This window comes from Treponema bryantii, from assembly GCF_036492245.1.
GTDB classification, from domain to species: domain Bacteria; phylum Spirochaetota; class Spirochaetia; order Treponematales; family Treponemataceae; genus Treponema_D; species Treponema_D bryantii_C.
On record NZ_AP025286.1, the window covers coordinates 1,949,454 to 1,974,129 of the forward strand.

At 38.8% G+C, this 24,676-nt stretch carries 23 protein-coding genes and 1 tRNA gene; 11 read left to right on the top strand and 13 right to left on the bottom strand.

Features of this window, described 5'->3' with window-relative positions:
- Window positions 1-105: 105 nt before the first annotated feature.
- Window positions 106-1,071: a hypothetical protein gene (locus tag AABJ44_RS08650; RefSeq protein WP_338368486.1), complete on the top strand. Its 966-nt coding sequence runs from the start codon at window positions 106-108 to the stop codon at window positions 1,069-1,071.
- Between the two features lie 18 nt (window positions 1,072-1,089).
- The gene (gene thrC, locus AABJ44_RS08655) at window positions 1,090-2,502 is read left to right on the top strand and encodes a threonine synthase (protein WP_074640356.1); all 1,413 of its coding nucleotides are present in this window, start codon (window positions 1,090-1,092) and stop codon (window positions 2,500-2,502) included.
- A gap of 32 nt (window positions 2,503-2,534) precedes the next feature.
- Here the strand turns inward: thrC and cmk are convergent, their stop codons facing one another.
- The 4 genes from cmk to AABJ44_RS08675 form a co-directional block, all read right to left on the bottom strand.
- The gene (cmk, locus tag AABJ44_RS08660; protein ID WP_338368487.1) at window positions 2,535-3,080 is read right to left on the bottom strand and encodes a (d)CMP kinase; all 546 of its coding nucleotides are present in this window, start codon (window positions 3,078-3,080) and stop codon (window positions 2,535-2,537) included.
- A gap of 115 nt (window positions 3,081-3,195) precedes the next feature.
- Window positions 3,196-4,062: a YicC/YloC family endoribonuclease gene (locus tag AABJ44_RS08665; protein ID WP_338368488.1), complete on the bottom strand. Its 867-nt coding sequence runs from the start codon at window positions 4,060-4,062 to the stop codon at window positions 3,196-3,198.
- Between the two features lie 59 nt (window positions 4,063-4,121).
- A complete protein-coding gene (gene murC / locus AABJ44_RS08670) occupies window positions 4,122-5,666 on the bottom strand; it encodes a UDP-N-acetylmuramate--L-alanine ligase (RefSeq protein WP_338368489.1) in 1,545 nt (514 codons plus the stop codon).
- Between the two features lie 19 nt (window positions 5,667-5,685).
- Window positions 5,686-6,714, bottom strand: coding sequence for a hypothetical protein (locus AABJ44_RS08675; protein ID WP_338368490.1), 1,029 nt, complete (start codon window positions 6,712-6,714; stop codon window positions 5,686-5,688).
- A 121-nt stretch (window positions 6,715-6,835) separates the two neighbouring features.
- Here AABJ44_RS08675 and AABJ44_RS08680 point away from each other — a divergent pair, with 121 nt between their 5' ends.
- A complete protein-coding gene (locus tag AABJ44_RS08680) occupies window positions 6,836-8,212 on the top strand; it encodes a GGDEF domain-containing protein (protein ID WP_338368491.1) in 1,377 nt (458 codons plus the stop codon).
- 109 nt (window positions 8,213-8,321) lie between these two features.
- Here AABJ44_RS08680 and AABJ44_RS08685 read toward each other — a convergent pair whose 3' ends face one another.
- From AABJ44_RS08685 to AABJ44_RS08700, 4 genes are all read right to left on the bottom strand, one after another.
- Complete coding sequence (locus AABJ44_RS08685; RefSeq protein ID WP_338368492.1) at window positions 8,322-8,837, bottom strand: rod-binding protein; 516 nt, start codon at window positions 8,835-8,837, stop codon at window positions 8,322-8,324.
- A 132-nt stretch (window positions 8,838-8,969) separates the two neighbouring features.
- Window positions 8,970-9,764: a flagellar basal-body rod protein FlgG gene (flgG, locus tag AABJ44_RS08690; protein ID WP_338368493.1), complete on the bottom strand. Its 795-nt coding sequence runs from the start codon at window positions 9,762-9,764 to the stop codon at window positions 8,970-8,972.
- A 74-nt stretch (window positions 9,765-9,838) separates the two neighbouring features.
- Window positions 9,839-10,636, bottom strand: coding sequence for a flagellar basal-body rod protein FlgF (gene flgF / locus AABJ44_RS08695; protein WP_074640341.1), 798 nt, complete (start codon window positions 10,634-10,636; stop codon window positions 9,839-9,841).
- A 109-nt stretch (window positions 10,637-10,745) separates the two neighbouring features.
- Window positions 10,746-12,821: a SpoIIE family protein phosphatase gene (locus tag AABJ44_RS08700; RefSeq protein ID WP_338368494.1), complete on the bottom strand. Its 2,076-nt coding sequence runs from the start codon at window positions 12,819-12,821 to the stop codon at window positions 10,746-10,748.
- A gap of 204 nt (window positions 12,822-13,025) precedes the next feature.
- Between AABJ44_RS08700 and AABJ44_RS08705 the strand changes: the two genes are divergently transcribed.
- Both AABJ44_RS08705 and AABJ44_RS08710 read left to right on the top strand, forming a co-directional pair.
- Window positions 13,026-14,318: a glucose-1-phosphate adenylyltransferase gene (locus AABJ44_RS08705; protein ID WP_338368495.1), complete on the top strand. Its 1,293-nt coding sequence runs from the start codon at window positions 13,026-13,028 to the stop codon at window positions 14,316-14,318.
- Between the two features lie 26 nt (window positions 14,319-14,344).
- Window positions 14,345-14,827, top strand: a complete 483-nt coding sequence (locus AABJ44_RS08710; protein ID WP_338368496.1) for a hypothetical protein — start codon at window positions 14,345-14,347, stop codon at window positions 14,825-14,827.
- A gap of 170 nt (window positions 14,828-14,997) precedes the next feature.
- Here the strand turns inward: AABJ44_RS08710 and AABJ44_RS08715 are convergent, their stop codons facing one another.
- From AABJ44_RS08715 to AABJ44_RS08735, 5 genes are read right to left on the bottom strand one after another with little or no spacing between them, the layout of a single operon-like run.
- Entirely contained in the window at window positions 14,998-16,344 is a 1,347-nt protein-coding gene (locus AABJ44_RS08715; protein WP_338371293.1) for a sigma-54-dependent transcriptional regulator, read from the bottom strand.
- 6 nt (window positions 16,345-16,350) lie between these two features.
- Entirely contained in the window at window positions 16,351-17,565 is a 1,215-nt protein-coding gene (locus AABJ44_RS08720) for a two-component system sensor histidine kinase NtrB (RefSeq protein ID WP_338368497.1), read from the bottom strand.
- Complete coding sequence (locus AABJ44_RS08725) at window positions 17,550-18,776, bottom strand: DNA polymerase III (protein ID WP_338368498.1); 1,227 nt, start codon at window positions 18,774-18,776, stop codon at window positions 17,550-17,552. Before AABJ44_RS08725 ends, AABJ44_RS08720 begins: the two co-directional genes overlap by 16 nt.
- Window positions 18,769-19,248 (bottom strand): CvpA family protein, encoded by a 480-nt coding sequence (locus AABJ44_RS08730; protein WP_338368499.1) that lies wholly within the window; start codon window positions 19,246-19,248, stop codon window positions 18,769-18,771. The genes AABJ44_RS08725 and AABJ44_RS08730 overlap by 8 nt, the downstream gene beginning before the upstream one ends.
- Window positions 19,245-20,411, bottom strand: a complete 1,167-nt coding sequence (locus tag AABJ44_RS08735) for a UDP-N-acetylglucosamine--N-acetylmuramyl-(pentapeptide) pyrophosphoryl-undecaprenol N-acetylglucosamine transferase (protein ID WP_338368500.1) — start codon at window positions 20,409-20,411, stop codon at window positions 19,245-19,247. The genes AABJ44_RS08730 and AABJ44_RS08735 overlap by 4 nt, the downstream gene beginning before the upstream one ends.
- A 139-nt stretch (window positions 20,412-20,550) precedes the next feature.
- On the opposite strand from AABJ44_RS08735, the gene AABJ44_RS08740 reads away from it, so the two are divergent.
- The 6 genes from AABJ44_RS08740 to AABJ44_RS08765 all read left to right on the top strand — a co-directional run bounded on the left by AABJ44_RS08740 (window position 20,551) and on the right by AABJ44_RS08765 (window position 24,620).
- A tRNA-Phe gene (locus AABJ44_RS08740) sits at window positions 20,551-20,623 on the top strand.
- Window positions 20,624-20,860: 237 nt separating this feature from the next.
- Window positions 20,861-22,327, top strand: a complete 1,467-nt coding sequence (locus tag AABJ44_RS08745; RefSeq protein WP_338368501.1) for a tyrosine-type recombinase/integrase — start codon at window positions 20,861-20,863, stop codon at window positions 22,325-22,327.
- 100 nt (window positions 22,328-22,427) lie between these two features.
- Window positions 22,428-22,694 (top strand): excisionase family DNA-binding protein, encoded by a 267-nt coding sequence (locus AABJ44_RS08750; protein WP_338368502.1) that lies wholly within the window; start codon window positions 22,428-22,430, stop codon window positions 22,692-22,694.
- Window positions 22,678-22,866, top strand: a complete 189-nt coding sequence (locus AABJ44_RS08755; protein ID WP_338368503.1) for a hypothetical protein — start codon at window positions 22,678-22,680, stop codon at window positions 22,864-22,866. Before AABJ44_RS08750 ends, AABJ44_RS08755 begins: the two co-directional genes overlap by 17 nt.
- 24 nt (window positions 22,867-22,890) lie before the next feature.
- Window positions 22,891-23,412 carry a hypothetical protein gene (locus tag AABJ44_RS08760; protein ID WP_338368504.1) on the top strand — a complete coding sequence of 174 codons (522 nt, stop codon included), beginning with the start codon at window positions 22,891-22,893 and terminating at the stop codon, window positions 23,410-23,412.
- Window positions 23,409-24,620 (top strand): phage terminase large subunit, encoded by a 1,212-nt coding sequence (locus AABJ44_RS08765; RefSeq protein WP_338368505.1) that lies wholly within the window; start codon window positions 23,409-23,411, stop codon window positions 24,618-24,620. Before AABJ44_RS08760 ends, AABJ44_RS08765 begins: the two co-directional genes overlap by 4 nt.
- Window positions 24,621-24,676 lie beyond the last annotated feature (56 nt).

The following is a 24,676-nucleotide window of genomic DNA, read 5'->3' on the forward strand; positions in this document are numbered from 1 at the left end:
ATTATACAATTTATAGTAAATTTTCGGCAATATGTTATTGTAAAAAAAGGGTTTTAATAATACAATAAACTATTATTTTGAAATAAATGAGAGTGAATAAAATATATGAAAAAAACTAATTTAATTTTTACAAGCGCTTTAGTAACCTTACTTTTATCAGCGTGTGCTTCCACCCCAGAAACAACTGGCGGTGAAAAACACTCTAACCACGAAAAATCAGCTCCAAAAGCAATTATATCAGTTCAAAAATCACCAGAAGAATTATTTCTGGAATCAATCGAAGGAATAACTATTAAAAAGGTTTCTTCTCCAAAAGAAATCACTTTAGGAAGAGCTTTTGCAGCCCCATTTGTTTTCTCTGTAACTAATGCAGATGGAACTCCGGCAGAAAACTTTAAGCTTACAGTAGAACTTCCTTCAACAAAAACAGAAGGAACTATAGCTTTTGAAAAGTCAGAATATATTACAGATGCTGAAGGATTGGTTTCCATTTCAGTTGCAGAAAAAACTGCCTTCACAGCAAATGTAAAAGTAAAGGCTTATCCAACTCCAGTAAGTGAAGATGCAGAACTTGCAAAAAAGCTCGAAGCCTATACTGCAACAGCAGACTGGAAAGTTAAATCTGATATTGCATCTAAGGGAGCTGTTCTTTTTGTATGGGATTTCAATGAAAAAGATCGTCCTGTAAATAACTCATATAATATTCAGGCAGAATTCCGTGGTCGTGGCATCACAATGGTAGGAAATGGTCCTGTAAACGAAACTTCATACATCGGAAAGCCAAAAACTCTTTATAAAGATACTTATGATATTATCGGCGGTAACGCTTACGGCTATTTAATTTATGGAACAATCAAATTTGAACAGCCTGTTACAGCCCTTGAAGACGGCTCTGGATATTACTGCATTCTTAAGGCAGAAATCGAAGCTGTAAACATGAAAAACGGAACTAAGATTTATTGTTCTGTTATTTCATATGAATCAAAAGGTAAAAACTGGAACGAATGCGTTTCAAAAGGAAAAGATAAACTTTCACAGCTTGTTGTAGATGACATTATTTATGGTCTGTAACAGGTAAAGGATGGAAAAATGATTTATACAGATACAAGAGACAGCAGCGTTAAAGCTGATTTTAGAACTGCCGTTATGGGAGGAATGAATCAGGCAACAGGTGGACTTTACATTCCGGTAGAGTTTCCTAAGCTTGATAAGGCTCTTTTGAATAAAGATCCTGCCCCATCTTTCCGCGACGTTGCCTTTAATATGGCAAAGCCTTATGTTGAAGGCGAAATTCCGGATAACGACCTTGCAGCAATCATTGCTGATGCATATCCATTCCAGCCAAAGGTTGTTCCTGCTGATGCAATCTCTTATATCATGGAACTTTTCCACGGTCCAACCTGTGCTTTCAAAGATTTTGGTGCACGTTTTATGGCCCGCACAATGTCTTACTTCAACAGAAATGAAGACACTCCACTCCACATTTTAGTTGCAACTTCTGGTGATACAGGTTCTGCAGTTGGAAGCGCTTTCCACAATGTTCCTGGTCTTGATGTTACAATCCTTTATCCGGATGGAAAAATCTCTCCTCTTCAGGAAAAACAGCTTTCTACATTTACAGGAAACGTTCGTGCATTGAAAGTAAAAGGTACTTTTGATGACTGTCAGAAACTTGTAAAAACAGCCTTTACAGATAACGAACTTCGCGGAAAACTCCGCCTTTCTTCTGCAAACTCAATCAATATTGCACGTCTTTTGCCACAGAGCTTCTACTATATGTACTCTGCTCTTACAGTTCGCAATAGAAGCGCAATGGACAACAAGATTCAGGATCCAGCAATCATTATGGTTGTTCCAAGTGGAAACTTCGGTAACCTTACTTCAGGCCTTATTGCCCGCGAAATGGGTGCTCCAATTGCTGGTTTTGTTGCCGCAACTAATACAAATAAGACTATTCCAGACTGGATTGCTACAGGCGATTACAATGCCCGCCCTTCAGTTGAAACATATGCAAATGCTATGGACGTTGGTGCTCCAAGTAACTACGAACGCATTAAGGCTATGTATACTCTCGATCAGGTTCGTGAACTCTTTGCTTCTTACTGGCTTGATAATGACGGAATTAAAGACGCAATCAAGAGCTGTAATGACAAAACCGGCTACATTATTGATCCTCACGGAGCAATCGGCTGGCAGGCTTGGGATGATATCCGCAGCGGTGCTATGGAAAAACTCATTGCAGGTGAAAAGAACGACTGGAATAAACCAGGTCTTACACCAAATGTTCCTTCATGGGGCAACGAAGTTGTTAAAAAGAACGCTGTCGGCGTAATTCTTGAAACTGCAAGTCCTGCTAAGTTCGGTTCAATCGTAACTGATGCAATCGGAAAGGAACCTCCTATGCCGGACCGTCTCGAAGCTGTTATGAGACTTCCTGACAACGCTATTCCAATGGAAAATGATTATAATCAGTTCAAAGACTGGTTAATTGCAAACTTGTAATAAAAAAGCGGTGGTTGAAACCACCGCTTTTTTTATTTTTCAATAAGTCCTTTTTCTACAAGTTTATCCAGAATTACATTTACAATTTCTTCCGGAGTTTTTTCATTAACATCAATAATCAAATCGCAGAAAGCATAGTCATTATTGTCTATGCCGTAGAATTCTTTGTAACGGCGGGTATCTTCGCTGTCACGCATAGCTGTAAAGTCTTTTATCTGCTGGAGATCGCCGCCTTCACGGTTGAAAACACGGCGGGCGCGGGTTTCGTCACTTGCAAAAAGATAAACCTTAAGATCTGCTTCCTTGAGCATCCATACAGCAAGACGGCTTCCCAATACACAAGGCTCTGCAAGTGCGAGTTCTACCTGATGTTTATCTACGTATTTGTCGTAAGAGTCATCTGTTTTAGCAGCTTCAATAACTTCCGGTAAAGTCATACCTTTTTCTGCTGCCAGCTGACGGAAAGTATAGTTGATAAGTGTAACTCCAAGAGTTTTTGAGAGCAGACCGCTCACAGTAGTATTTCCGCAGCCAGATTTTCCGCTGATTGCGATACGGATTTCTTTGTTCAGTTTCAATTATAATCCTCCTTTCTGAGTCGGCAAGCACAGCTTGCCTCTGAGCCGTTCTTTCGATGAACCTAAAATGACCCGCTGTCGCAGCTCATTTTTTAACGGTTCTTCGGTTATAGGCTTATTCTACATTCTTTGACTGTTCTCTTATATTTTCCAAGCTGTCTTTAGCCGTAATAACCATTGCGCCAACTTCGGCAAACTGGTTCTTGCTTCCAATAGTATTGATTTCTCTGTTCATTTCCTGGCAGATAAAGTCCAGTCTCTTTCCAGGTGCCGGATTTTTTGCTAATTCATCGCGCATTGCAGCAATATGGCTGTTCAATCGAACGATTTCTTCATTGATTGTATATTTTACAAGCATTGCCGCAGTTTCTGTCATAATGCGGTTTTCATCAGCCTTGTCTTCGAGAAGCTCGCGGAACTTGGTTGTAATCTGTTCCTTGAAGTATTGCTCCATTTTAGGCTGCCATTCTGTAAAAATTTTTGCACACTCTGAGAGTTTTTCTAACTTTTTCTGCAGATCAGCCTTCATATTTTCGCCTTCACGCATACGATCATCCATAAAACGTGTAAGGGCTGCATCAAAAACAGGCTCAATCATTGCCTTATATTTTTCTACATCATATTTGCGGTTTACATTCAAAACGCCCGGCTGACTTATAATCAGTCCGAGAGAAACATCATCTGCAAAACCGGTAGCCTCAGCAATCTTTTTAATTGCGTTCATATATGCAACAGCAGCGTTTGTATCAGGTATTACTTCTGAATCGCTTTCGTTTTCACGAACTCTGATATAAACATCTACCTTTCCGCGAAGAACCTTTTCTGTAATCTTAGCTCTGAAATAGCTTTCCAGCGGATTCAGATATGGCGGAAGATTTATTGCAAGATCCAGAAAGCGTGAGTTTACAGATTTTATTTCAACAGAAACGGTTGCTTCTTCTGTTGATTTTTCCTCATAGGCATAGCCTGTCATTGATGTCATTTTTTTCTCCTAAGGTAAAGCTAAAAAATGCTTACGCATTTTTTTTAACGATTTGCTATTTAACACCGGCCGCCAGCGGCCTTACACATCTCCTTACCAAGTTTCCAGTTGTCGCCGGCACCCATTGTTACAAAGAGGTATCCGTCCGGATATTCAGTGCCTAGCGGCTTTTCAAGTTCAGCCTTTGCGAAATCTGCCGCATCCAGAATCTCTTCATAATAATGAACGTTCTTCTGTCCGGTTGCAAGCACAGCCTCATACAAGGTGTGTCCTGTAATATCAAAATCTGCAGGATTTTCACGTGCAGAACTGTAAATCTTATGTAAAATTACTTCATCAGCTGCTGTAAAACAACGTGCAAACTCATTCAGTAAAGCCTGAGTTCTCGAATAAGTGTGGCTCATAAAATCAATAATGATTTTGCGGCCCTTGTAGAATTCACGGTAACCTTCAAGAGTTGTCTTTACGGCAGTTGGATGGTGACCGTAATCATCAAGAACAATTACCTCGGCTCCGTTTTTATTTGTAAAGCGCCCTACTATTTCGCTGCGGCGTTTTCCACCGCTGAATTTCAACAGCCCGGCTTTTATATTTTCATAGTAATCAAGCGGATTCTTTCCGTAAGCAACAAGCAGGCGGCACACTAAAGCAACCGCCGCAGCCGCATCCAGCACCTCGTGGCGGCCCGGCATACTCAAAGCAAACTCGCCTTTTTCAGCAAATAAACCGAGAGTAAAACAATTACGTTCATTTTCAACCTTACCGAACTTTACGGTAAAATCACCGCCGCCCACAGCGACTGCCTTTTCCCCATATGGAATTGCCGCAATATCAGCTCTCTTTTCAAGTGCAAGCTTTACAGTCTCACACGCACCTTTATCATCGGCACAGTAAATTACCTCGCCGCCCTGTGGCAATTTGCACACAAAATCAACGAAGGCATTACGGATATCTTCGTAGGTCGGATAATAATCTTCGTGGTCACTTTCAACAGAAGTCAGAATTATCTTCTGAGGAAAGAAGCTCATAAAATGACGCTGATACTCACAGGTTTCAGCAACAAACACAGAACGTCCGGCATCTGCGGTGTTTTCAGAAGCTACAGAAGGCGCCGTATAAGTACAGGTTCCGCCAAACGAGTTAATTACACTGCCCGCAAGAACCTGACTCGGTAAATCAATCTCTTTAAGAATTGTACCAGCAAGACCAGTTGTAGAAGTTTTTCCATGAACACCGCTTACTCCGCATGAATAAGCACGGCTGCTGTAAGAACCAAGAGCCTGTGTATACAAAAGACAAGGTACACCACGGCGAACCGCTTCAATCAAATCTGGATTTTTATCAAGTTTATAAGCCGAAGAATAAATTACATACTGGACATCATCCGTAATATTTTCAGCACCAAACTCTACTGCATGTAAACCAAGTTTTTCCAGAACTTCATCAGTATAAAAACGTTCTGAAACATCAGAACCGGTAATAACAGCACCCTTGTGAAACAAAATTTCAACAAGAGCCGCCATTCCGGTTCCCTTAATACCAACAAAATGTATGTGAACGCCGTGAAAATCTTCCGGCAAAGAAACAGATTCATTATTTTGCATAAAATCTATTTTATCACATTTACTTTATAATGAACACCTTATCAGCATAATCAATTTGAATTACATGATCATAGAAGAAAACATTTCCCAAATTATTTAATTTCATCAAATGAAGTTGAGACCCTTTTACAAAACCTGAACCGCGGATTGTAGAATAAGCACCTTTCATATTGTTATATGTTACCTGGCCGATTTTTATATCATCATAAGTCTGCATTACACGTGGAGTTACAGGAACTTTTCCATTATAAGCAAGACCATAATTTGAATTATCATTGATATCATAATCCTGTTTACCATCTCCAAGATTATGTCTTGGAGTAAAACAGTAATTTCCAGTATCAATCATTGCAAGTTCCTGCTGTCCTTTATAAGTAAAATTGATCAAAACTTCCTTAGCTGAAGTCTGGACAAAAGGAATTTCAGTTCCATCAAGTTTTTCATCATCCAAAATCAAATAATTATTTACAAAGTCAAAGGTAACCCGTTTATATTGCATTAAAAAATCTTCACCAAGAACGCCATCAAATGAAGGATCACTTGCAGGATCATATCTTAAAACGGTGTCCCCAATCCAGGCTTCTGCAAGCCAGTTCTCATTATAATTTTTCCATTCTTTTTTTAGATAGTTACTGAGTTCCTCATCATCCGGATGCGCATTTGAAACATCTGAATGATTTTTTCTGATATTGGCAATTACTTCTTTCATAAAATCTTCATCTGAAAGATTCATTTTTCGCAATAAGGATGTGTGATACCAGTTTCTTGTAAAACCAGTATCTACCTGCATATAAATATGATGTTCTGGATCAAAATCAATTACAGGCTTTCCAAAACACCACTGGTAATTCATAGTAAAAGGAATGCGTTTTTCGGTTCTTTCACGAGACATTTCTTCAATAGCTTTTGATGAATCAAAACTTCGTTGAGTCAACTGCTTAGTCATTTTTACAGGATTGTAACTGAGTCTTTCTGTACGACCTGTAATACCTTTACAGGAACAAAGAATACAATCTAAGAACAAAATTATCAAACTTTTTCTTTTCATATAACCTTACCTTCTTTTAATTTTTCTTATGATATTATAATATAAGTATTTTTTTCTTGAGTAAATAATATTCATAAATTATTTGTTATTTCCTAACTTATCGATTAAAATATATATCCGTATGGATTTTCAGGAATTAGTTGATATTTATTCTATGGCGGCCGCAGTTCTTTCTGTTGAAAAAACAGCTGATGGACATTGGGGTGAAATCAGAATTGTCCGTGCAAATTCACAATACAAGCAGATTATGGGCCCTAACTATCACGATGATATGCTCTATTCAGAATTAATTCCAAAAGAACATAATTTTGAAGATTTCTGTTTCCGCTGTGCAGTAAATAAGCAGCATCTTCATTCCTATGTTGATACAAAATCCATGGGAATATGGACAGATGCAACCTATATCCCGCTTTCAAAAGAATACGATACCGAAAAATTAAGTTATTTCATGTTCTATTTTGAGTTTACTAAAACTCCTGATGCAGAAAAACTTTCAAATATTTCCCTGGAAACAGCTCCTTTTGTCATTCAAACCTGCCTTAAACTTCGTGGTGCAACAAACTTTTATGAAGCGATGAATACAGTAATAGCTGATATTCAAGAGAAGACTGAATCTTTCAGCAGCTGCATAATTATGATAGATAAAGAACGCCAAAAATATGCTACGCTTTGTTCTTCCTTCAGCGATCCGAATATTAAAATGTCAGATTTTGATCCTTATCTTACACCCGAAGTTGTATTCTCCTGGGAAAAAACTTTGCAATCTACAGATTGTGTCATTGTAAAAGATGATTTTGATATGAATAATCTTGCAAAATTAAATCCTGTCTGGGTTGAAAGTCTTCGTGCTGCTGGAGTACATTCCCTTATTCTAGCCCCTCTCATGCAGGGAAATAAAATGACGGGAGTTCTGTTCATCACTAACTTTAATGTAAAACAGATTGTCCAGCTTAAAGATTTTATAGAGCTCACAGCCTTTTTCCTTTCTTCTGAGATTAACAATAATAATCTTATGGAACGTCTTGAATACATGAGTAATATAGATACTCTTACGGGCGTTAAAAACCGTAACTCAATGAATGCCCGCGTAGACTGGCACGTAAATAACAGTTATTCAGTAAAAACTCCGTTTGGTATTATTTTTGCAGATTTAAATGGACTAAAGCAATGCAATGATACGGGCGGTCATGAAGCCGGAGACCAGCTCTTACGCAATGCAGCAAAACTTCTTACAAAGCATTTTGGTAATTATGAAATTTACCGTTCTGGTGGGGATGAATTTGTTGTAATTGTTCAGGAATGTCATAAAGAAGAATTCGAAAAGAAGATTGAAGCCTTACGTGCAGAAAGCGGTTATGGTTCAGAAGTCTGTCTTGCAATTGGCTACGACTGGACAACTGATGGCAAAAACCTCAGAAGCTGTATGCATATTGCAGACGAAGCAATGTATGAAGATAAAAGGAACTACTACAAACAGCATCCTGATTTAGCAAGATAAACTTACAATTCCATACAAATAAAAATCCCCTGAACGCCGACGACGTCAGGGGGTAGATGTAAACAAATAATCAGAGAGGGTCTCTGAAAGCTAAGCAATGTTTAGTAAATCAGCCGACCAGTGAAAGATAAATCTGATCAGCCAGACCAAAACCCGCATTTTTTGTCATAGAATCTGCATACTCATCATAGAGCATATCTTCGTAAGTCTGGCGGGCAAAGTCAGACTCACCGCTTTTATGTACTGTCTTTCTCATTTCAGAAAGCATCTGTTTTACAAAATAACTTTCCAGCTGCATTGATTTTTCATACAACTCAGAAGTTCTATCAATATTTTTCTGCTGAACGTGGATATTTGCCTGATTAGCAGCGGCACCAGTTGGACGAGAATTCTTGTCTGCTTCCGAAGTATAAGTACCTGCAAAACCTGTTGTATATTCACCGTTGAGACGGCCATTATCAGCAATCTGACTTGAAGAAACAGTTCCACGTCCTTCATTCTGATTTTTGAAGCGTTCTACGAGTTCTGCAAATTTAGAAGTTTCAGCAGAAGAGCGGGCACTCTGAAGTGCGCCCTGTCCACCTGTAATTCCGCTATATGTATTTGATATCAATCCAACGTTCATTTTATTTCTCCCACATTACCCGTCATTGCGAGCACATTACCCGTCATTGCGAGCACATTACCCGTCATTGCGAGCGCAGCGAAGCAATCCATTTATTCAGATTGCTTCGTCGCTACGCTCCTCGCAATGACGCTATCTCTTAAGATTTACCGCTGTACTCAGCATTGTATCCGAAGTCTGGATAGCCTTGCTGTTAAACTCATAAGCACGCTGTGCAACAATCATCTGAACCATTTCGTTTACGACAGAAACGTTCGACATTTCAAGGAATTTGTGGCGAACATCACCAAATCCATCGTAACCAGGGCGGCCGGCAATTGCCTCACCACTTGCTGCAGTTACTTTGAAAAGGTTGTCACCTTCTGCCTGAAGACCTACAGCGTTAGGGAATCTGTAAAGCTCAAGCTGTCCAACTTCAACAGGATCATTTTCTCCGTTGATTTTTACAGAAACAAGACCTGTCTGAGTTACGTTCAAAGTTGAAACGTCGTATCCTTCAGGAAGAATGATTTCCGGGATTACTCTAAGACCGTTGTTTGTTACAAGCTGACCAGCTGAATCTACCTTGAAAGAACCGTCGCGTGTATAAGCATAGCTTCCGTCATATTTCTGAACGCGGAAGAAACCTTCACCAACGATAGCAACATCAGTATCAACACCTGTATTCTGGAGAGAACCCTGATTCATAATTCTCTGAGTAGCTCCAACCTTAACACCAGTACCCTGCTGAATTCCAACCGGAGTAACAGTATCTTCAGTTGCAGGAGTTCCTGCGAGCTTAAGATTCTGATAAACCAGGTCTTCAAACTCAACGCGCTGCTGCTTGTAACCAGTAGTATTTACATTTGAAAGATTGTTCGAAATTGCATCAATATTTGCCTGCTGACCGTTCATTCCGGTAGCTGCTGTCCAAAGTGATCTAACCATATAACATCGTAGAAGCGTTAAGAAAGATTGCGAGCAGTGCGCAGCAATCTTTTAGCTTCTTCCTCCTTTATTGCTTATTGAAGCACAGCCACTTTCTGCCAGAGTGTGCTCATCATAGAATCTTCAGACTGAATTGTTTTCTGATTAGCTTCGTAAGCACGGTTTACTTCAATCATCTGAACCATTTCATTTACAACATTTACATTACTTGTTTCTGTATAGCCCTGAAGGAAGCGAGGACGCTCATTACCTTCTGCAATGTGTGCAGGGCCTGCAATGTCGTTTGTAGCATAAAAACTTTCGCCCATCTTTTTGAGGTAGCGCTCGTTATCAAAACGAACAACCTTAAAGCGGTCTATTTCTTCACCGTTTTCTTCGTGAGCGATAATTCCGTCTTCATTTACATTAAACTTGTCATCTTCAACGTAGATGTATCCTTTTTCACCAAGAACAGGATATCCGTCCTTAGTCTCAAGAATTCCTTCCTTACCGATGAAGAAGTTTCCGTTGCGTGTATAGCGCTCGCCAAGCGGAGTATCGATTACATAAAAACCTTCACCGCTGAGAGCTGTATCTGTCTTTGTATTTGTGATTTTGAAAGAGCCCTGTGCGAAATCAATGTAGTTCTCATTTGTTTCTACACCAAGACCAAGCTTACCGATTACAGGTGCTGCATCTGCAGAACCTTCGGTTGTGTGATAAACACCGTCAAGATTTGTACGGCGGATCAGCAGTTCAGGAAAACTCTTGCTTGCAACAACATCACGTTTGTAGCCTGTTGTATCTACATTCGCAAGATTGTTGGCAATTGCATCAAGCCTGTTCTGCTGTGCATTCATACCGGAAGCTCCGGTATACCAGCCTCGAATCATTATTTAATTCCCCCTTTTAGAATTTATTTACATCTACCTATAATTTCGGTATTTGAAAAAATTTGTTTAGGGGGAAATTTGATTTACATCAACTTTCTTCTTATATCAATTAAGGATTATACTGCAGAACAATCACAGTAAGGTCGTCCTTGACTATTGTGCCTTCAGTGAACTTGTAAAAGCGGTTAAGCACGTAATCAAGCTTACTCTTCGCACTTCCGATGCCAGCATCTTCAAAAGCTGCTGCAATACGTGCTTCTGTAAACTGTTCACCTTCCTTATTTTCAGATTCGTTGAGACAGTCTGTGTACAGGATAATACTGTCACCCTTCTGCATTTTGAATTTTAGAGCTTTGAATTCCTGTTTTAGACCGCCAAAACCTATAATTCCATTTTTTTCAACAGGTTCTTTTGGTTCAACCGGGTAACATCGTCCATTTTTTGCAGTGCGGATAAATACCTTTGGATGTCCGGCATTTATCAGTTCAACCTGATTTCCCTGAATGCGTAAAAGAACACCCGTAAGGTAATTTTCAATATCGCCCTTATCTTCTGTAATCTGTCTGTCTATTTCTGAAACAACTCTTGAGAACGGAAGATTTGCACATTCACGGAATTTTCTGTCGATAACGTTTTTGGCAAGCATTGTTACAAGACCCGAAGCAATACCATGGCCTGAAACATCAAAAAGGCCAACTCCCTGAAGTTCCTTTCCGTCATGGAAAAAATCATACAAATCACCAGAAACACCTGCTGCAGGCTTAAAATGATAGACTACATCCCAGTTTTTAAAATGCGGGAGTGACGGATTATAAAAGCTGTTCTGAACATTTGCCGCAAGCTTCAGATCGCGGTCTGCCTTTTTCTTTGCATCAATCAGCTGATTATTTGTAAGTTCCAGCTGGTTATTAGCTTCAGAAAGTTTTGAATTAGACTCCGAAAGCTCTTTTGTTCGTTCTTCAACCTTGTTTTCAAGAGTTCTATTTAATTCTTCTACCTGTCTTCTTGAATTTACAAATCTGTTTGCAAGAATAAAAAGCAGACTTACAATTACCAGCTGCCAGCCAATCGATGTAATATACGGAAAACTGTAAATCTTAAGAATATTATGAACTATGATATCAATGAGGAAGATTACTAGCAGCGGAGAAAAACCGAAAAGCAGAGTAACAGCATCCTTTTCTTTTTTTACCAGTGCTCTGATAATCACAAAGAACAGGTAAAGCATTGGAGGAATGAGCATCATAAAAGTCCAGCGCATAGAACGCAGGATTCTGTAATCAGGAGCAAAAAGAATGATTACTACAGGCAAAATCAGGAATGCCAGTCTTATATAAGTTACAGCCTTTTTTTCTGTAGAATGTACAAAGGTTATTATAAATGAAATAACCATATAGCAGATAAAGAAAGGCAGAGAATTAGAGAAAACCTTCTGGAAGAACAAAAATGAAACCTTTGAATCAAAGGCAAACGGAAGTTCTCCATAGAAAAATACAGAAAGATAAAGTGCTGACAGAATATTTATAAAGGCAAACATTCTGTTTTCCTTTTCATTCTTGTTTTTGAAGTACAGCATAAGGTGATAAGCGGCAATAACCAGCATCAGAAACGCAAAAATCAGGTTGATTTTGCTGTTCCAGAAAGCTTCGCGGGAAGCAGCTTTGCGTGCTGTATCAACTGTACTGATAAAAGGATTTGAAACCACGGAACCTTCCGCATCTACCCAGATTTTTATGAGGATTTCGTTTTCTCCACTGTTCAAAATAGCCTGGGAAATTGTATAAAAGCGGGCTGTATTCCAGGCACTGAATTCATCTGGAGGGCATTTTCCCTCACCGCCTATATAAGAGCCGTTTACAAAAGTTTCATCTGCAATTGAAATACGGCCAAGATAAACACCAAGATTCTGATTTTTAAGCTCTTCCGGCACTGTAAAAGTCTTTTTAAGCCAGATAAAACCATACTGTTTAGGGACAAGAGTTTCGAGATTACCGAGTTTTGCATTATCAAAAGCAGTAAAATCTTCTGAACCCGCATTTTCAACAAGAGAATAAGTCCATCCTTGTGTCAGGTCAATTTTTACATCTTCTTTTTTAGCTTTACAGGATGTTAAAAATACAGCTGAAATAAAAACGAAAGTAAAGGCAGCTGCAATACATCTGATTTTTGAGAATTTTGATTTCATAAAAACCTCTGAATTATGTTATTGATAGCAGTGCATTATAATTGATAGTATTACTATCACTAATATAGCATATAACTAAATCATAGGCAAATGCAAGCAGCCGGAATTTTAATAGAAATAATTTGCAAATACGTATTTTCAGTCTTATAATAATTTTCATAGCATAAATATTATTTGCAAAATGCATCATCAAAAGGAGTTTCTATGGCAAACACAGAACCACGCGTACTGTCCATCATTCTTGGTGGTGGAAAAGGAACACGTCTTTACCCGCTTACAAAAGAGCGTTCAAAACCAGCCGTTTCATTCGGCGGAAAATACAGAATTGTAGATATCCCTATTTCTAACTGTATTAACTCGGGATACAAGAAGATTTACCTTCTTACTCAGTTCAACTCGGCTTCACTTCATCTTCACATCTCAAATTCTTATAATTTTGACCGTTTCTCTGGCGGATTTGTTGAAATTCTTGCTGCAGAACAGACTCTTGAACATTCAGGCTGGTATGAAGGTACTGCCGATGCCGTTCGTAAGAACTTTATTCACTTTAAGACTCAGAAACCAACTCATTACATAATTCTTTCTGGTGACCAGCTTTATAAGATGGACCTCCGTGCATTTATGGATGCCCACATCAAATCTGGTGCTGAAATCACAATCGCTACAACTGCCGTAAACCGCCATGACGCTTCAGGTTTTGGTATCATGCAGATTGATGACCAGAATCATGTAAAAGCTTTTATGGAAAAGCCAAAGCCAGATCTGAACATTGACGACTGGAAGATTCCTGCAGAAGCACGCGGAAGCCTTCCACCAGAGAAGGAATACCTTGCATCAATGGGTATTTACATCTTCAATGCTGACACAATGGAAGAAATGCTTGGCGGCGAAAACGAAAAATACACAGACTTTGGTAAAGAAATCCTCCCTCTCGCCATCGGTAAGAAGAAAATCAGTTCTTATGTATTCGACGGCTACTGGGAAGACATCGGAACCATCCGCAGCTTCTATGATGCAAATATTGCTTTGTGCGAACCAAATCCAACATTCGACTTCTTTGGACAGACACAGCCAATTTATACACACATGCGCAACCTTCCACCTTCAAAAATCAACAAGGCAGACATCAATGCTTCCCTTATTTCTGAAGGATGTATCATTACAGATGCAAAATTCAATAAATCTGTTGTCGGTGTACGCTCAATCATCAATGAAGGAACTGAATTTAACGGCGTAATCATGATGGGTGCCGACTATTACGACACAGAAGAAGAAAAGGCTGAAAACGAAAAAGCCGGTAAACCAAGTACTGGAATCGGTAAAAACTGTAAAATTGCCAACGCAATCATCGATAAGAACGCAAGAATCGGTGATAACTGTAAAATCGGCGTAAGCGGAAAGAAGTACGAAGACGGCGATCACGGCAGCTTCTACAGTGCAGACGGCATTATTGTTATCCGTAAGGGTGCAGTTATTTCTTCTGGAACAGAAATCTAAAACAGCTGCAAGGCGCGCGAGGAATTATGCCTGATATGTACGACAAGCTGGGCGAAATGCTCAACGAAGCACTTGAATCAGGCGAAATTCCTCAAGAAACAATAAAAACAGCCCCTGAACCGGAGGTTAAGTGCTCGCAAAGAGAGCATACAGAAAACGCCTCAGATTCGGGGTCTGATTCTATTAAAAGCAGTTTTAACAAGCTCAATCACCGTATTTTTAAGAAAAAAAAGCAGATTCCTACCGGCGAAGTAATAAAATTGCATAAATATACATATAATATACATTTTTCACCACAAATTCAAAATGCACTAACCACACTAGATATAGTACACCCGTTTACACAAAAAGATATTACAACTGCATATCATAAAAAGCTTAAAGAAGTGCATCCTGATACACAAAACACTATACAATATTCTCATGATGTACAAAATATTAGACAGATAAGTGTTGATGATATAAGGAATTCATATAAAATTTTATGTGATTTCTTTGGTATAAAGTAGAATGTATAGTAAAATAATTTAGACATTACTTATTGTATAAAATATTATACATATAATTTCTCTATACATATTTATACAATCGGCAAGCACAGCTTGCCTCTGAGCCATTTTTTCGATGAACCTAAAGCAACCCTATCGGCTTGCTTTTTAACGGTTCTTCGATTATAGGCTTATTCAATATTTAACTCTTCCAATTTTCTATGTAAAGTCTTACGGCCAATTCCGAGAATGTCGGCTGTTTTTGATTTGTTCCCTTTGTTAGCTGCAAGGTTTTCCTGGATGATGATCTTCTCTGCTTCATCCATTGTTATGCCAATAGGAATTGAAATTACCTTTTCTTCGCCTTGAGCTCTGAGAGCTCTTGGTAAATCTTCCATTTTAATTTCATCACCTGTGCACATTACAACTGCACTCTCAACAGCATTCTTAAGTTCACGGATATTTCCAGGCCAGCTGTATTTTATCATTGCAGATTTTGAAGTCTTATCGAAGCCTTTTATATTTTTCTTATTTTCAATATTGAACTCGCGCAAGAAAGCATGCATTAAAAGAGGTATGTCATCCATGCGCTCACGCAGACTTGGCATCTCAATTCGAACTACATTCAAACGATAAAACAAATCCTCTCTGAAGCGGCCGGCCTTAACTTCATCTTCAAGATTTCTGTTTGTTGCTGCAACAACACGAACATCAACCTCAATAGATTTTTCACCGCCCACTCTTTCAAACTTATGTTCCTGAAGTACACGTAAAAGTTTAACCTGAGTTGCAAGATTGACTTCTCCAATTTCATCAAGAAAAAGAGTGCCTCCATCTGCAAGTTCAAAACGTCCTTTGTGAATTGACTCTGCTCCAGTAAAAGCGCCTTTCTCATATCCAAAAAGCTCACTCTCAATTAAGGTCTCAGAAAGGGCTGCACAATGAACAACAATAAAAGGCTTGTCTGCTCTGTCCGACTGTTCATGAACAGCTTTTGCAACGAGCTCTTTACCGACACCACTCTCTCCTGTAATCAGTACACTCGCTCTAGCCGGAGCTGCTTTTGAAATCATCTGGCGGACTCTGTTTAAAGAGTCGCTCTTTCCGATCATCTCATCTGGACTTTCAGATTTTAAAAGTTTTTCTTTAAGTTCACGATTCTGCTCTGCAAGAATTTTTCCCTGAAGTGCATTTTTTACAATTTTATTTAAGTGGTCCAGGTCAAGTGGCTTAGTCAAAAAATCAAATGCACCAGCCTTCAAAGCTGCGGTTGCATCATCAATACTACCATGACCGGTCAGAACAATAATCGGTATTCCCGGGTAGTCAGTAGTCACCTTCTGCACTACTTCACTGCCGCTGATTCCATCCATTCGAAGATCTGTAATCACAAGATCAATTCCGCCCTGTGCAATTAGCTCAAGACCTTCAGCACCATTGGCAGCCTGCTTTACCTCATAACCTTCCAGTTCAAAATTGTCAGCAAGTCCATTACGAATATTTTCTTCATCATCGATAGTTAAAATAGTCAAAGTGATTTCCTCCTAGCGGCTTTCAGAAGTTAATAGTTTTGTATCTTTCTGCGGAATTGGGAAGGTAATTGTAAAGGCAGTTCCCTCGCCTTCTTTTGAATCAACAATTATTTCACCAGAAAATTCTTTAATAATTTTATACACCATTGTCATTCCAAGACCCGTGCCGTTTGCCTTTGTTGTATAATAAGGCTCAAAGATTTTTGCAAGAGTTTCTTCAGACATTCCACAACCGTTATCAGCAATTGTTATGATGAATTTATTTTCCCGAACAGAATTGGAAATACAGAATTTTGCACCAATTCTGTCACCGATATATTTTGATTTTATTGCAGCCAGAGAATTCTGCGAAATGTTCATTATTACATCACGGAAAAGTTTTTCATCAAGGAGGATTCGTTTTCCGCTTTCAGATGATTTGAAAATTACTTCAATTCCTTCTCTGTTAAATTCCGGCTTAAAGAAAGAAACAAGATTTTCTACTAATTTATCAGGTTCCTTAAGCTGCAGCTGTGCCTTAACAGGACGTACAGCCAGAAGAAAATCCATAACCAGTTTGTTCAAATGATCGATTTCTTCATTTACTATATCAATATGATCTTCAACAAATTTTGGAGCCGGAAGTTTATCATCATTTTCACGGGCCTTAGCAAGAGCTTTTTGAATCAGCTGTATATGAATACTTATTGCACCAAGAGGATTTTTTATTTCATGGGCCATACCTGCTGCAAGATTTGTAAGGTTTGCAAGATTTTCCATTCGGTGAAGAAGAATATCCTGATTTTTCTTTTCAGTTATATCGCGGACAAGAATAACCTTTCCGTTTAATTCTCCTTCAGTTATAAGCGGTGAAATTGTAACTGTAAGAAATCGTACAGAACCTCCAGAAGTTACTGTTGAAAAATCTTCTGAACAGTTGGTAGTATTTTTTTCCATACAATTTCGTAGGAAATTTGAGACATCTTCATCTTCAACATATTCCCAGATTGCATTTTCCGTTCCAAGAATATCTTCAAGTCTTTCAGAAAAAGGAAGCCAGCTTTCTGCAATTGTGTTATATCGAAGAAGTCTGTAATCATCATCAATAATTAAAAGACCTGTTGATAGGGATTCCAGAACAGAGAAAAGGTTTTCATTCTCATCAACTACATCTTCAAGAAGAGAAAGCACTTGTTCTTTTGAAAGTTTTTCGGCTTTCTGCTTAACTCGTTTTACATAGCTGCGCAAAATATACCTCCAAACTGATTATTCAACGCAAACATATCTCTTAAAAGTATTTCCAATGCTGAGGCAGGTGACTGATTATACAAAGTAATATTATCGCTGCAGTTTCGCAGTAATTCCATTGCTTTTGCAGCAGCTTCACTGCCAGCCTGAGTTTTCAGCATAGGACGCATGAAATTTGAAATATTTAGAAGGAATAGTCTGAGTTCAATTCTTGGATAGAACTTTTCACACTTTTTTACAATTTCTTCTATGTTGCAGATCTGGCGACTTGAAACCGAATTATACAATATTCTTGCCTGTGCTTTTATTTCAGATGGAGTAACTGGAAGATAAGTAAGAAGATAATCATGAAGATTTCCCTTAAAATCATCATTATGGAAAACCCTCTCTATAACTTCCAGCTGCTGTTCTTCTGTTCGTTCCAGGAAATTATAGGTTCTTACACGCGAAAGAATTGTCTGCATAATAGCATTTCTTTTTGAAGTAAGAAGAATGAAAACAACATCCTCTGGTGGTTCTTCCAGGATTTTGAGCAGAGCATTTCGTACACTGGTCTGCATTCTGTCTGCATTTTCTATAATAACAGTTTTACGGCCTTCTTCAGATTTTATATGAGCCCAACCTTCCATATTTCGAACCTGATTTATTGGAATCGAATCATACAGATATTCATCTTCGAGCTTCATACACTGCTTTGTAATTTCTTCGCATAACTTTTTAACATTACTAACGTCCGGTAGTTCACGAGGAAAATCAAGCTGTTCAAGGCTTTCGTTAATTTCTTCTATAAGGCTTCCGATTTTATTAAGATTTGTATCCCCTTCCCAAAGAATACCATTAAAACGGAGCGTCAGTTTTCTTACACTTCTTAAAAACAGATATCTGGCAGCATCAATATATTTTGCATTTATAAAATGAGCTTCCGTAAAAGTTTTAGCAGCTGCTGAGATCTCCAGAGAACAGTCTCTAGGTCCCATAACCATAAGATTTGAGCATACAAGAGCCTTATGCTGCAAGCAGGATGGACAGGTACACATCCATTTTCCCTGAGGAGCCTCATGACAGGAAAGAATACGTGCTGTCTCAAGTGCAGCAGTGAGTTTTCCGCTGGCTTCCGGACCTGCAAATAAAATTGCACCAGGGAGTCTGTTATGTTTTATATCAGCTGCAAGAAGTTTTCCCGCTTCCTGATTAACTAGATTTTCAAACATGAGTTCCTATCTCCTCTTTAGAAGACATAAACAGGCTGGATACGATATTAAAGTAAAAGCTTCCATCAAAAATCTTATCTGCATCAAAGAAAGGCTGCGCATTAAACAAAAATATAATAAGTCCAACAACTGCAGCCCCTTCAACCATTCCAAAAATAAATCCTAGAGTACGATCGAGGCTTTTTAATATACTCCACTGAAATACCTTAGATATAATCATCTGTATAAGCTTAATTACTAAGAAAGTAACAACAAAAACTAAAAGGAATGCGATTATATTTGCTGCAAACTGAACTTTGATATCCTTAAGTAAACCTGTTGCTATATCTTTATAAAATATATAGCCTAATATGATTCCTGCTATAAAAGCAATTTTTCCAAAGACATTATCAATAAAACCTTTAATAACTCCAGAAATCGCAAATATAAGAATTATTATACTGAAAATCCAGTCAATAACAGTAAAGCTCATTTTTTCTCTCCTATTTTATCAAAAAGAATCTTTGCAATTTTATTTGCAGGGATTTCTCCTTCTGTCAGCTTTTTTAAGGCTTCTGAATATACAATTCTGTTTTCTTTTTCAATCATTTTTGAAAGAGATTCTTTTAGATGTTCAGAATCAGCCTGCTGCCCCAGAAGCACTTCTGCTGCTCCATGAGATTTAAAGAATTCTGCATTATCAACCTGGTCACCTCTTGTACCATTACCACAAAGAGGAACGAGAACCATCGGTCTATGTAATACAGCAGCTTCCCATATTGAGTTTGCCCCTGCCCTGCTTAAAATAACATCTGCACAGGAAACAACATCCGGCATTTCCTTATAAATAAAATTATATGGTTTATATGAATCGCCATATTTTTCAGAAAGAACTGCAGAACGATTGTCATCTGAATTTAATAATCCAGTCTGATGAACTACAACAAAGTTTTCAGTTAGAAAATCAATATTATCGTATACCAGTTCATTTATTTGACGTGCTCCTGAACTGCCTCCAAGCACAAGAAGAACAGGCTTTGATGTTTCTTTTATTCCCAGGAATTCGAGACCTTTTTGAGGATTGGTATTGTAAAAAACAGGACGAATTGGATTACCAGTAACAACAACTCTTTTCTGCTCAGCTACAGACAGTCTTGCTTTTGTTTCATCATAAGAAACGAACATACAGTCTGCAGACTTAAAATTGAGTCTGTTTGCAAGTCCTAAAGTAAAATCGCATTCATGAGTATAAACAGGAATATGAAGCAATCTTGCAGCAAGACATGGAGGAACACTTACAAAACCGCCCTTAGAAAAAAGCACAGCTGGTTTGTTTTTTCTAAGTATATGATAAGCTGCAAAAAATCCACCTGCAATTCTGAATAAATCAGAAAAGTTCTTTAAAGAAAAATATCTTCTGAGTTTTCCAGAAGGAATGCCATAAAACTTATCAACAGTTTTATTACCATCAGGACCAGTTGCTTTATCAACAATGTTTTTATCCATTCCTTTTGAACAGCCAATCCAGTTAATTGATATATTGTAATTATTTGATTTCGAAATAGCTTTTAATTCATCTGCAACAGCAAGTCCAGGATAAATATGACCTCCTGTACCACCGCCAGTAAAAAAAACAAGATTTTTATTTAATTTCATAGTGTGTCATTTTAACACAGTATTTGCATTTTTTAAAGTCTGTAATTTGAAATTCATTTAATAATTTTTTTTAAAATTTGCCTTATCTGCTATTGACACAAATGAGCATTTTCTATATATTAAGATACATCAACTGAACGCCGCAGTAGCTCAGTTGGTAGAGCGCCGGACTGAAAATCCGTATGTCGTTGGTTCGATTCCAACCTGTGGCACGAAAAGACTTCTGGGAAACCAGAAGTCTTTTTTTTTGCTAAATTACTATTCTATAAGGATTTAGCGGTGACATTTTACTTTTAATGCTGACTTTTTCTTGGCCTTATTTTTAGAAATCTGGATGGAAAAAACGGCGTTTTTGGTAAGCATATCTCGAAAGTTAGCAAAAATGTTAGCAAACTTGTTAGCATGTTCTGGCTTTTAGGTGTGTTTGCTTTGAAAACGAGGAGTTTTTTATGCGTCCATTTTACATTTCTAAAAACAGATATGGCTACTATTCTGTTCGGTTTGTAAATCCTGAAACTGGTCTTATGACCCCTTATAAGTCTACGCATACTGCTGACTATTCTGAGGCCCTTCTTATTGCGGCTCAATGGCACAAGGAAGGAACACCAGATAAACAGGCTCGGCAACTTAATTCGCGGTCTGCTCCGTCCGGATCTGGAATCGATATTAATAAACTCCTGACACGTCTTACTGATTCTGAAGCACTCACATTGTTCAATGCTCTTTCTGTTCGCTTTGGAAATCCCGCCCTTAATTCAACTCCTGTTACAACTCCAATTCCTGCTCCTACTCCGGTAGTAGAAGCTGCGCCTTCTGTTTCTGATCTTCCGAAAAAAGCGAAGGTCATTGTTCACAGAAAAAATGCCCTTGCAGATTCCGGCATGATTCCGCAAGAAATTGCGAACAAATGTTATGAAGCTCTGAACCCAGAATGTAATTTGAACTTGTGCGAGTTCCTTAAGAACTTCTGGGATCCGGAAAAATCTGAGTACATAAAAAATAAACGTGCACATAAAAAGCCTTGCGGAGATTACCACTGTAAAGAAATGCGCGGTATGGTGGACCGTTACTGGCTGCCGTTCTTTGGCGAAGATTTTACTGTTGGTGAATTGACTGAGCAGTACCTCGAAGACTTTCTGCAGGAGCTTGCGAACTTCCGCCATTTGAAAGGTGCGACTATTAACCATGCCCGCACTTGTGGAGCAACCGGATTGAAGTGGCTTAAGAATAAAGGAATTATACACAGTAACCCAATGGCGAATGTTGAGGCCTTTTCTAAGTCTGACGCTACGGCTCGCGGCATTCCTAGTGAGCGTGAAATTAAAGAGCTTTATGAATTGGAATGGGATAACGAAGTTATGTATCTTGCCTTTAATCTTTCTGCTTTCAGTGGTCTGCGCCCAGGAGAGATTTCTGGTTTACAGGTTCAAGATATAGATGCTGAAAAAGATATTCTTACTATCCGCCATAGCTGGCATCGTACCGGATATTTGAAAAGCACGAAAACAAACCTTGTGCGAAAAGTTCCGGTTGCTCATAACATTATCTTACGGCTTTTGGTCCAGGCTCAAAAGTGCCCTGGTGCTAATGCAGAATCTTTTGTTTTCTGGTCCAAGGCAAATGATTACAAACCGTTCCTTCCGCAGTATTATGATGACGGATTCTTTAATGCTCTTCACAGAATTGGAGTTTCGGAAGAAGAACGCAAAGAACGTAATATAGACTTTTACAGCCTGCGACATTTCTGTGCAACTTATCTTGCAAATATGACTGACATGAGAAACGTTCAGGCAGTTCTTGGACATACAACTCCTGCAATGACTAAGCATTATGCTGATCATATGACGGACGAGCACTTTAATTCTATTCGTGAAATCTTTGAACAGAGCCGTCTTTCTATCATAAATGCTGCATAAAAGCGGTTATATTTTCCCATTGGTTAAAAATAATTAACCTCCGCAATTTTTTTTCAGCTTTATACTAACCTCAGAAACTTAAGAAACGAGAGGTTTGTGTATGGCTGAAAATGAATTGCAGGATGAATCAGAAGCTTATACAGCTGATGGATTTCCTAACATATTAAGCATTGATATGGCGGCTAAATATCTGACCATAAGTAAATGCTATCTCTATGCTCTTGTAAAAGGCAGTTTTATTCCCTACACAAAAATTGGTAAACGCATTGTATTCCGCAAGTGTGATTTGTTTAACTGGCTTGGTATGAATGTCGTACAGCCTAAACATTTCTTTACTGAGGAGGAAGAGTTTGAATTTGAAGGATGAGGACGAACTGCTTGATAAAATTCGTGACATGTTCCGTAACGGAATAAAAATTGAACACGGGGATTACACGGTGACTGTAACTGTGAACCATGGCCACCCTGTAAGAATACAGGACTGCAACAGACGTGATGTTGCTTTTTATCATAACCAGAAAGTTGTGATTGAAAAATAGACCATAAGGCAAGGAGGATTTTTGGTGGGAGAACAAGTTGCTGAACTACCAACCGGCAAACTTGATAACACAGAAAACTTAAAGTCCTGGGAAGTACGTTTACCAGAAGAGTCTTCCAAGGCCTTTAAGGCTTTCTGTCTTTACCGTGCTATGGGCTACAAACGAAGCATTAAAGCTTGTATGGAAATGCACGGTATTGAGCCGAAGAAGTACGGCTCCTGGGCGCGTTATGCACGACTGTTCCGTTGGGATGAACGTGCTGCTGAATACGACGCATACATTGCAAAGGAGATTGAAAGAGAATTACTGGCTGAACGTGTTGAACGTAAGAAACGCCAGATGGAAATGCTGAACGGCTTTGATGAGCTTGTTGCTCAGAGAATTAAAACATTGAAGCCGGATGAATTAAATGCTGACGGCGCAATGGATTTGCTTGAGCGTTCTGCAAAGCTTGATTCATTTATTACAGGTGCTGATAAAGAAAATGCAAAGCCGGTCCAGGGAGAACTGGCAATTACTTTTGCAGATTCTTTTAAGGATTTATGAGAGAGCTTTTTAAGCCGACAGCTGTACAGAAGAAAGCCCTGGAACTGCTTAGTAGTTCTGCGAAACACATTCTGCTTTTTGGCGGTTCACGTTCGGGAAAGACTACGGTTCTTGTAATGGCTATTATCTTTCGTGCCTGCCGTTATCCAGGAAGCAGACATCTGATCTGCCGCTTTCGTGCAAAGGATGCTCGAAGTTCTGTACTGCATGAAACGCTGCTACCCTGGCTGAATAAAACTATCGGAGCTTCGAACTATAAAGCGAATGTTCACGATGGTCTTATTACTCTCTGGAATGGTTCTGAGATTTGGATTGGCGGTCTTGGAGATAAAGAACAGGTTGATAGGATTTTGGGCCACGAGTATGTGACGATTTACTTTAACGAAGTAAGTCAGATTTCTTACTCTGCGATTACTACAGCTTACAGCCGATTGGCTATGAAAGTTGAAGGCTGCAAGAACAAGTTCTTTTATGACTGTAACCCATGTAGCCCGATGCATTGGGCATACAAAGTTTTCATTCGAAAAATTGAACCTCGAACGGATGAAAAACTAAACAAGCCGGAGCTTTACGCTTCTGCAGTTTTGAACCCGATGGATAACGCTGAGAATCTTGATGAAGATTATATCAGCGACATCCTGGACAACATGCCGGAAAAGCAGCGTGCAAGATTCCGTGACGGTCTATGGGTAAAACCAGACGGCTCTGTTTATGAGAAGTTTGAAGAGTCTATGATTCTTCCACGCAACAAGCTTCCGAAGAAGTTTGATAAGTTTACCGGCGGACAGGATTTTGGCTTACATATTGCAGCCGTAAAAATTGGCTGGCTTGGAGAGAAAGTTTATGTTATCGCTGATTTTGGTGGCTTTAATATTACGACAAAAACCAGTGTTGAGCAGCAGACTGCGAAAGACTGGTACAAAGAAAGTTTCGTTACCTACTGTGACCCGGCAGGTGGCGAAAGAATACAAGAGATTCCAGGCGGCGTGAAAGCGAATAACTCTGTGGATGCAGGAATTGATTACATAATTGCAAAGATTGAACGTGGACAGTTTTTTGTTTGCAAAGACTGTACCGGAGTTCTTGGGGAGATTTGGGATTATTCCCGCGACGAGAATAATCAGATTATAAAAGTTAATGACCATTACATGGACGCTATGCGATACGCAATTTTTAGTGCCGTAACCAGTGGCGTTGTAATGGTCTAACAGAAAAGATGAGAGTCTTTTGAAATTATTACACCGATTTTTTGGTTAAAGGCTTT

Coding starts and splice junctions, on each gene's coding strand:
- AABJ44_RS08700 (WP_338368494.1), bottom strand. CDS start 12,821: ATGAAATCAAAATTCTCAAAAATCAGATGTATTGCAGCTGCCTTTACT.
- AABJ44_RS08750 (WP_338368502.1), top strand. CDS start 22,428: ATGGCTGAAAATGAATTGCAGGATGAATCAGAAGCTTATACAGCTGAT.
- thrC (WP_074640356.1), top strand. CDS start 1,090: ATGATTTATACAGATACAAGAGACAGCAGCGTTAAAGCTGATTTTAGA.
- AABJ44_RS08665 (WP_338368488.1), bottom strand. CDS start 4,062: ATGACATCAATGACAGGCTATGCCTATGAGGAAAAATCAACAGAAGAA.
- AABJ44_RS08675 (WP_338368490.1), bottom strand. CDS start 6,714: ATGAAAAGAAAAAGTTTGATAATTTTGTTCTTAGATTGTATTCTTTGT.
- AABJ44_RS08745 (WP_338368501.1), top strand. CDS start 20,861: ATGCGTCCATTTTACATTTCTAAAAACAGATATGGCTACTATTCTGTT.
- AABJ44_RS08680 (WP_338368491.1), top strand. CDS start 6,836: ATGGATTTTCAGGAATTAGTTGATATTTATTCTATGGCGGCCGCAGTT.
- AABJ44_RS08765 (WP_338368505.1), top strand. CDS start 23,409: ATGAGAGAGCTTTTTAAGCCGACAGCTGTACAGAAGAAAGCCCTGGAA.
- AABJ44_RS08705 (WP_338368495.1), top strand. CDS start 13,026: ATGGCAAACACAGAACCACGCGTACTGTCCATCATTCTTGGTGGTGGA.
- AABJ44_RS08685 (WP_338368492.1), bottom strand. CDS start 8,837: ATGAACGTTGGATTGATATCAAATACATATAGCGGAATTACAGGTGGA.
- flgF (WP_074640341.1), bottom strand. CDS start 10,636: ATGATTCGAGGCTGGTATACCGGAGCTTCCGGTATGAATGCACAGCAG.
- AABJ44_RS08735 (WP_338368500.1), bottom strand. CDS start 20,411: ATGAAATTAAATAAAAATCTTGTTTTTTTTACTGGCGGTGGTACAGGA.
- flgG (WP_338368493.1), bottom strand. CDS start 9,764: ATGGTTAGATCACTTTGGACAGCAGCTACCGGAATGAACGGTCAGCAG.
- AABJ44_RS08710 (WP_338368496.1), top strand. CDS start 14,345: ATGCCTGATATGTACGACAAGCTGGGCGAAATGCTCAACGAAGCACTT.
- AABJ44_RS08730 (WP_338368499.1), bottom strand. CDS start 19,248: ATGAGCTTTACTGTTATTGACTGGATTTTCAGTATAATAATTCTTATA.
- AABJ44_RS08650 (WP_338368486.1), top strand. CDS start 106: ATGAAAAAAACTAATTTAATTTTTACAAGCGCTTTAGTAACCTTACTT.
- murC (WP_338368489.1), bottom strand. CDS start 5,666: ATGCAAAATAATGAATCTGTTTCTTTGCCGGAAGATTTTCACGGCGTT.
- AABJ44_RS08725 (WP_338368498.1), bottom strand. CDS start 18,776: ATGTTTGAAAATCTAGTTAATCAGGAAGCGGGAAAACTTCTTGCAGCT.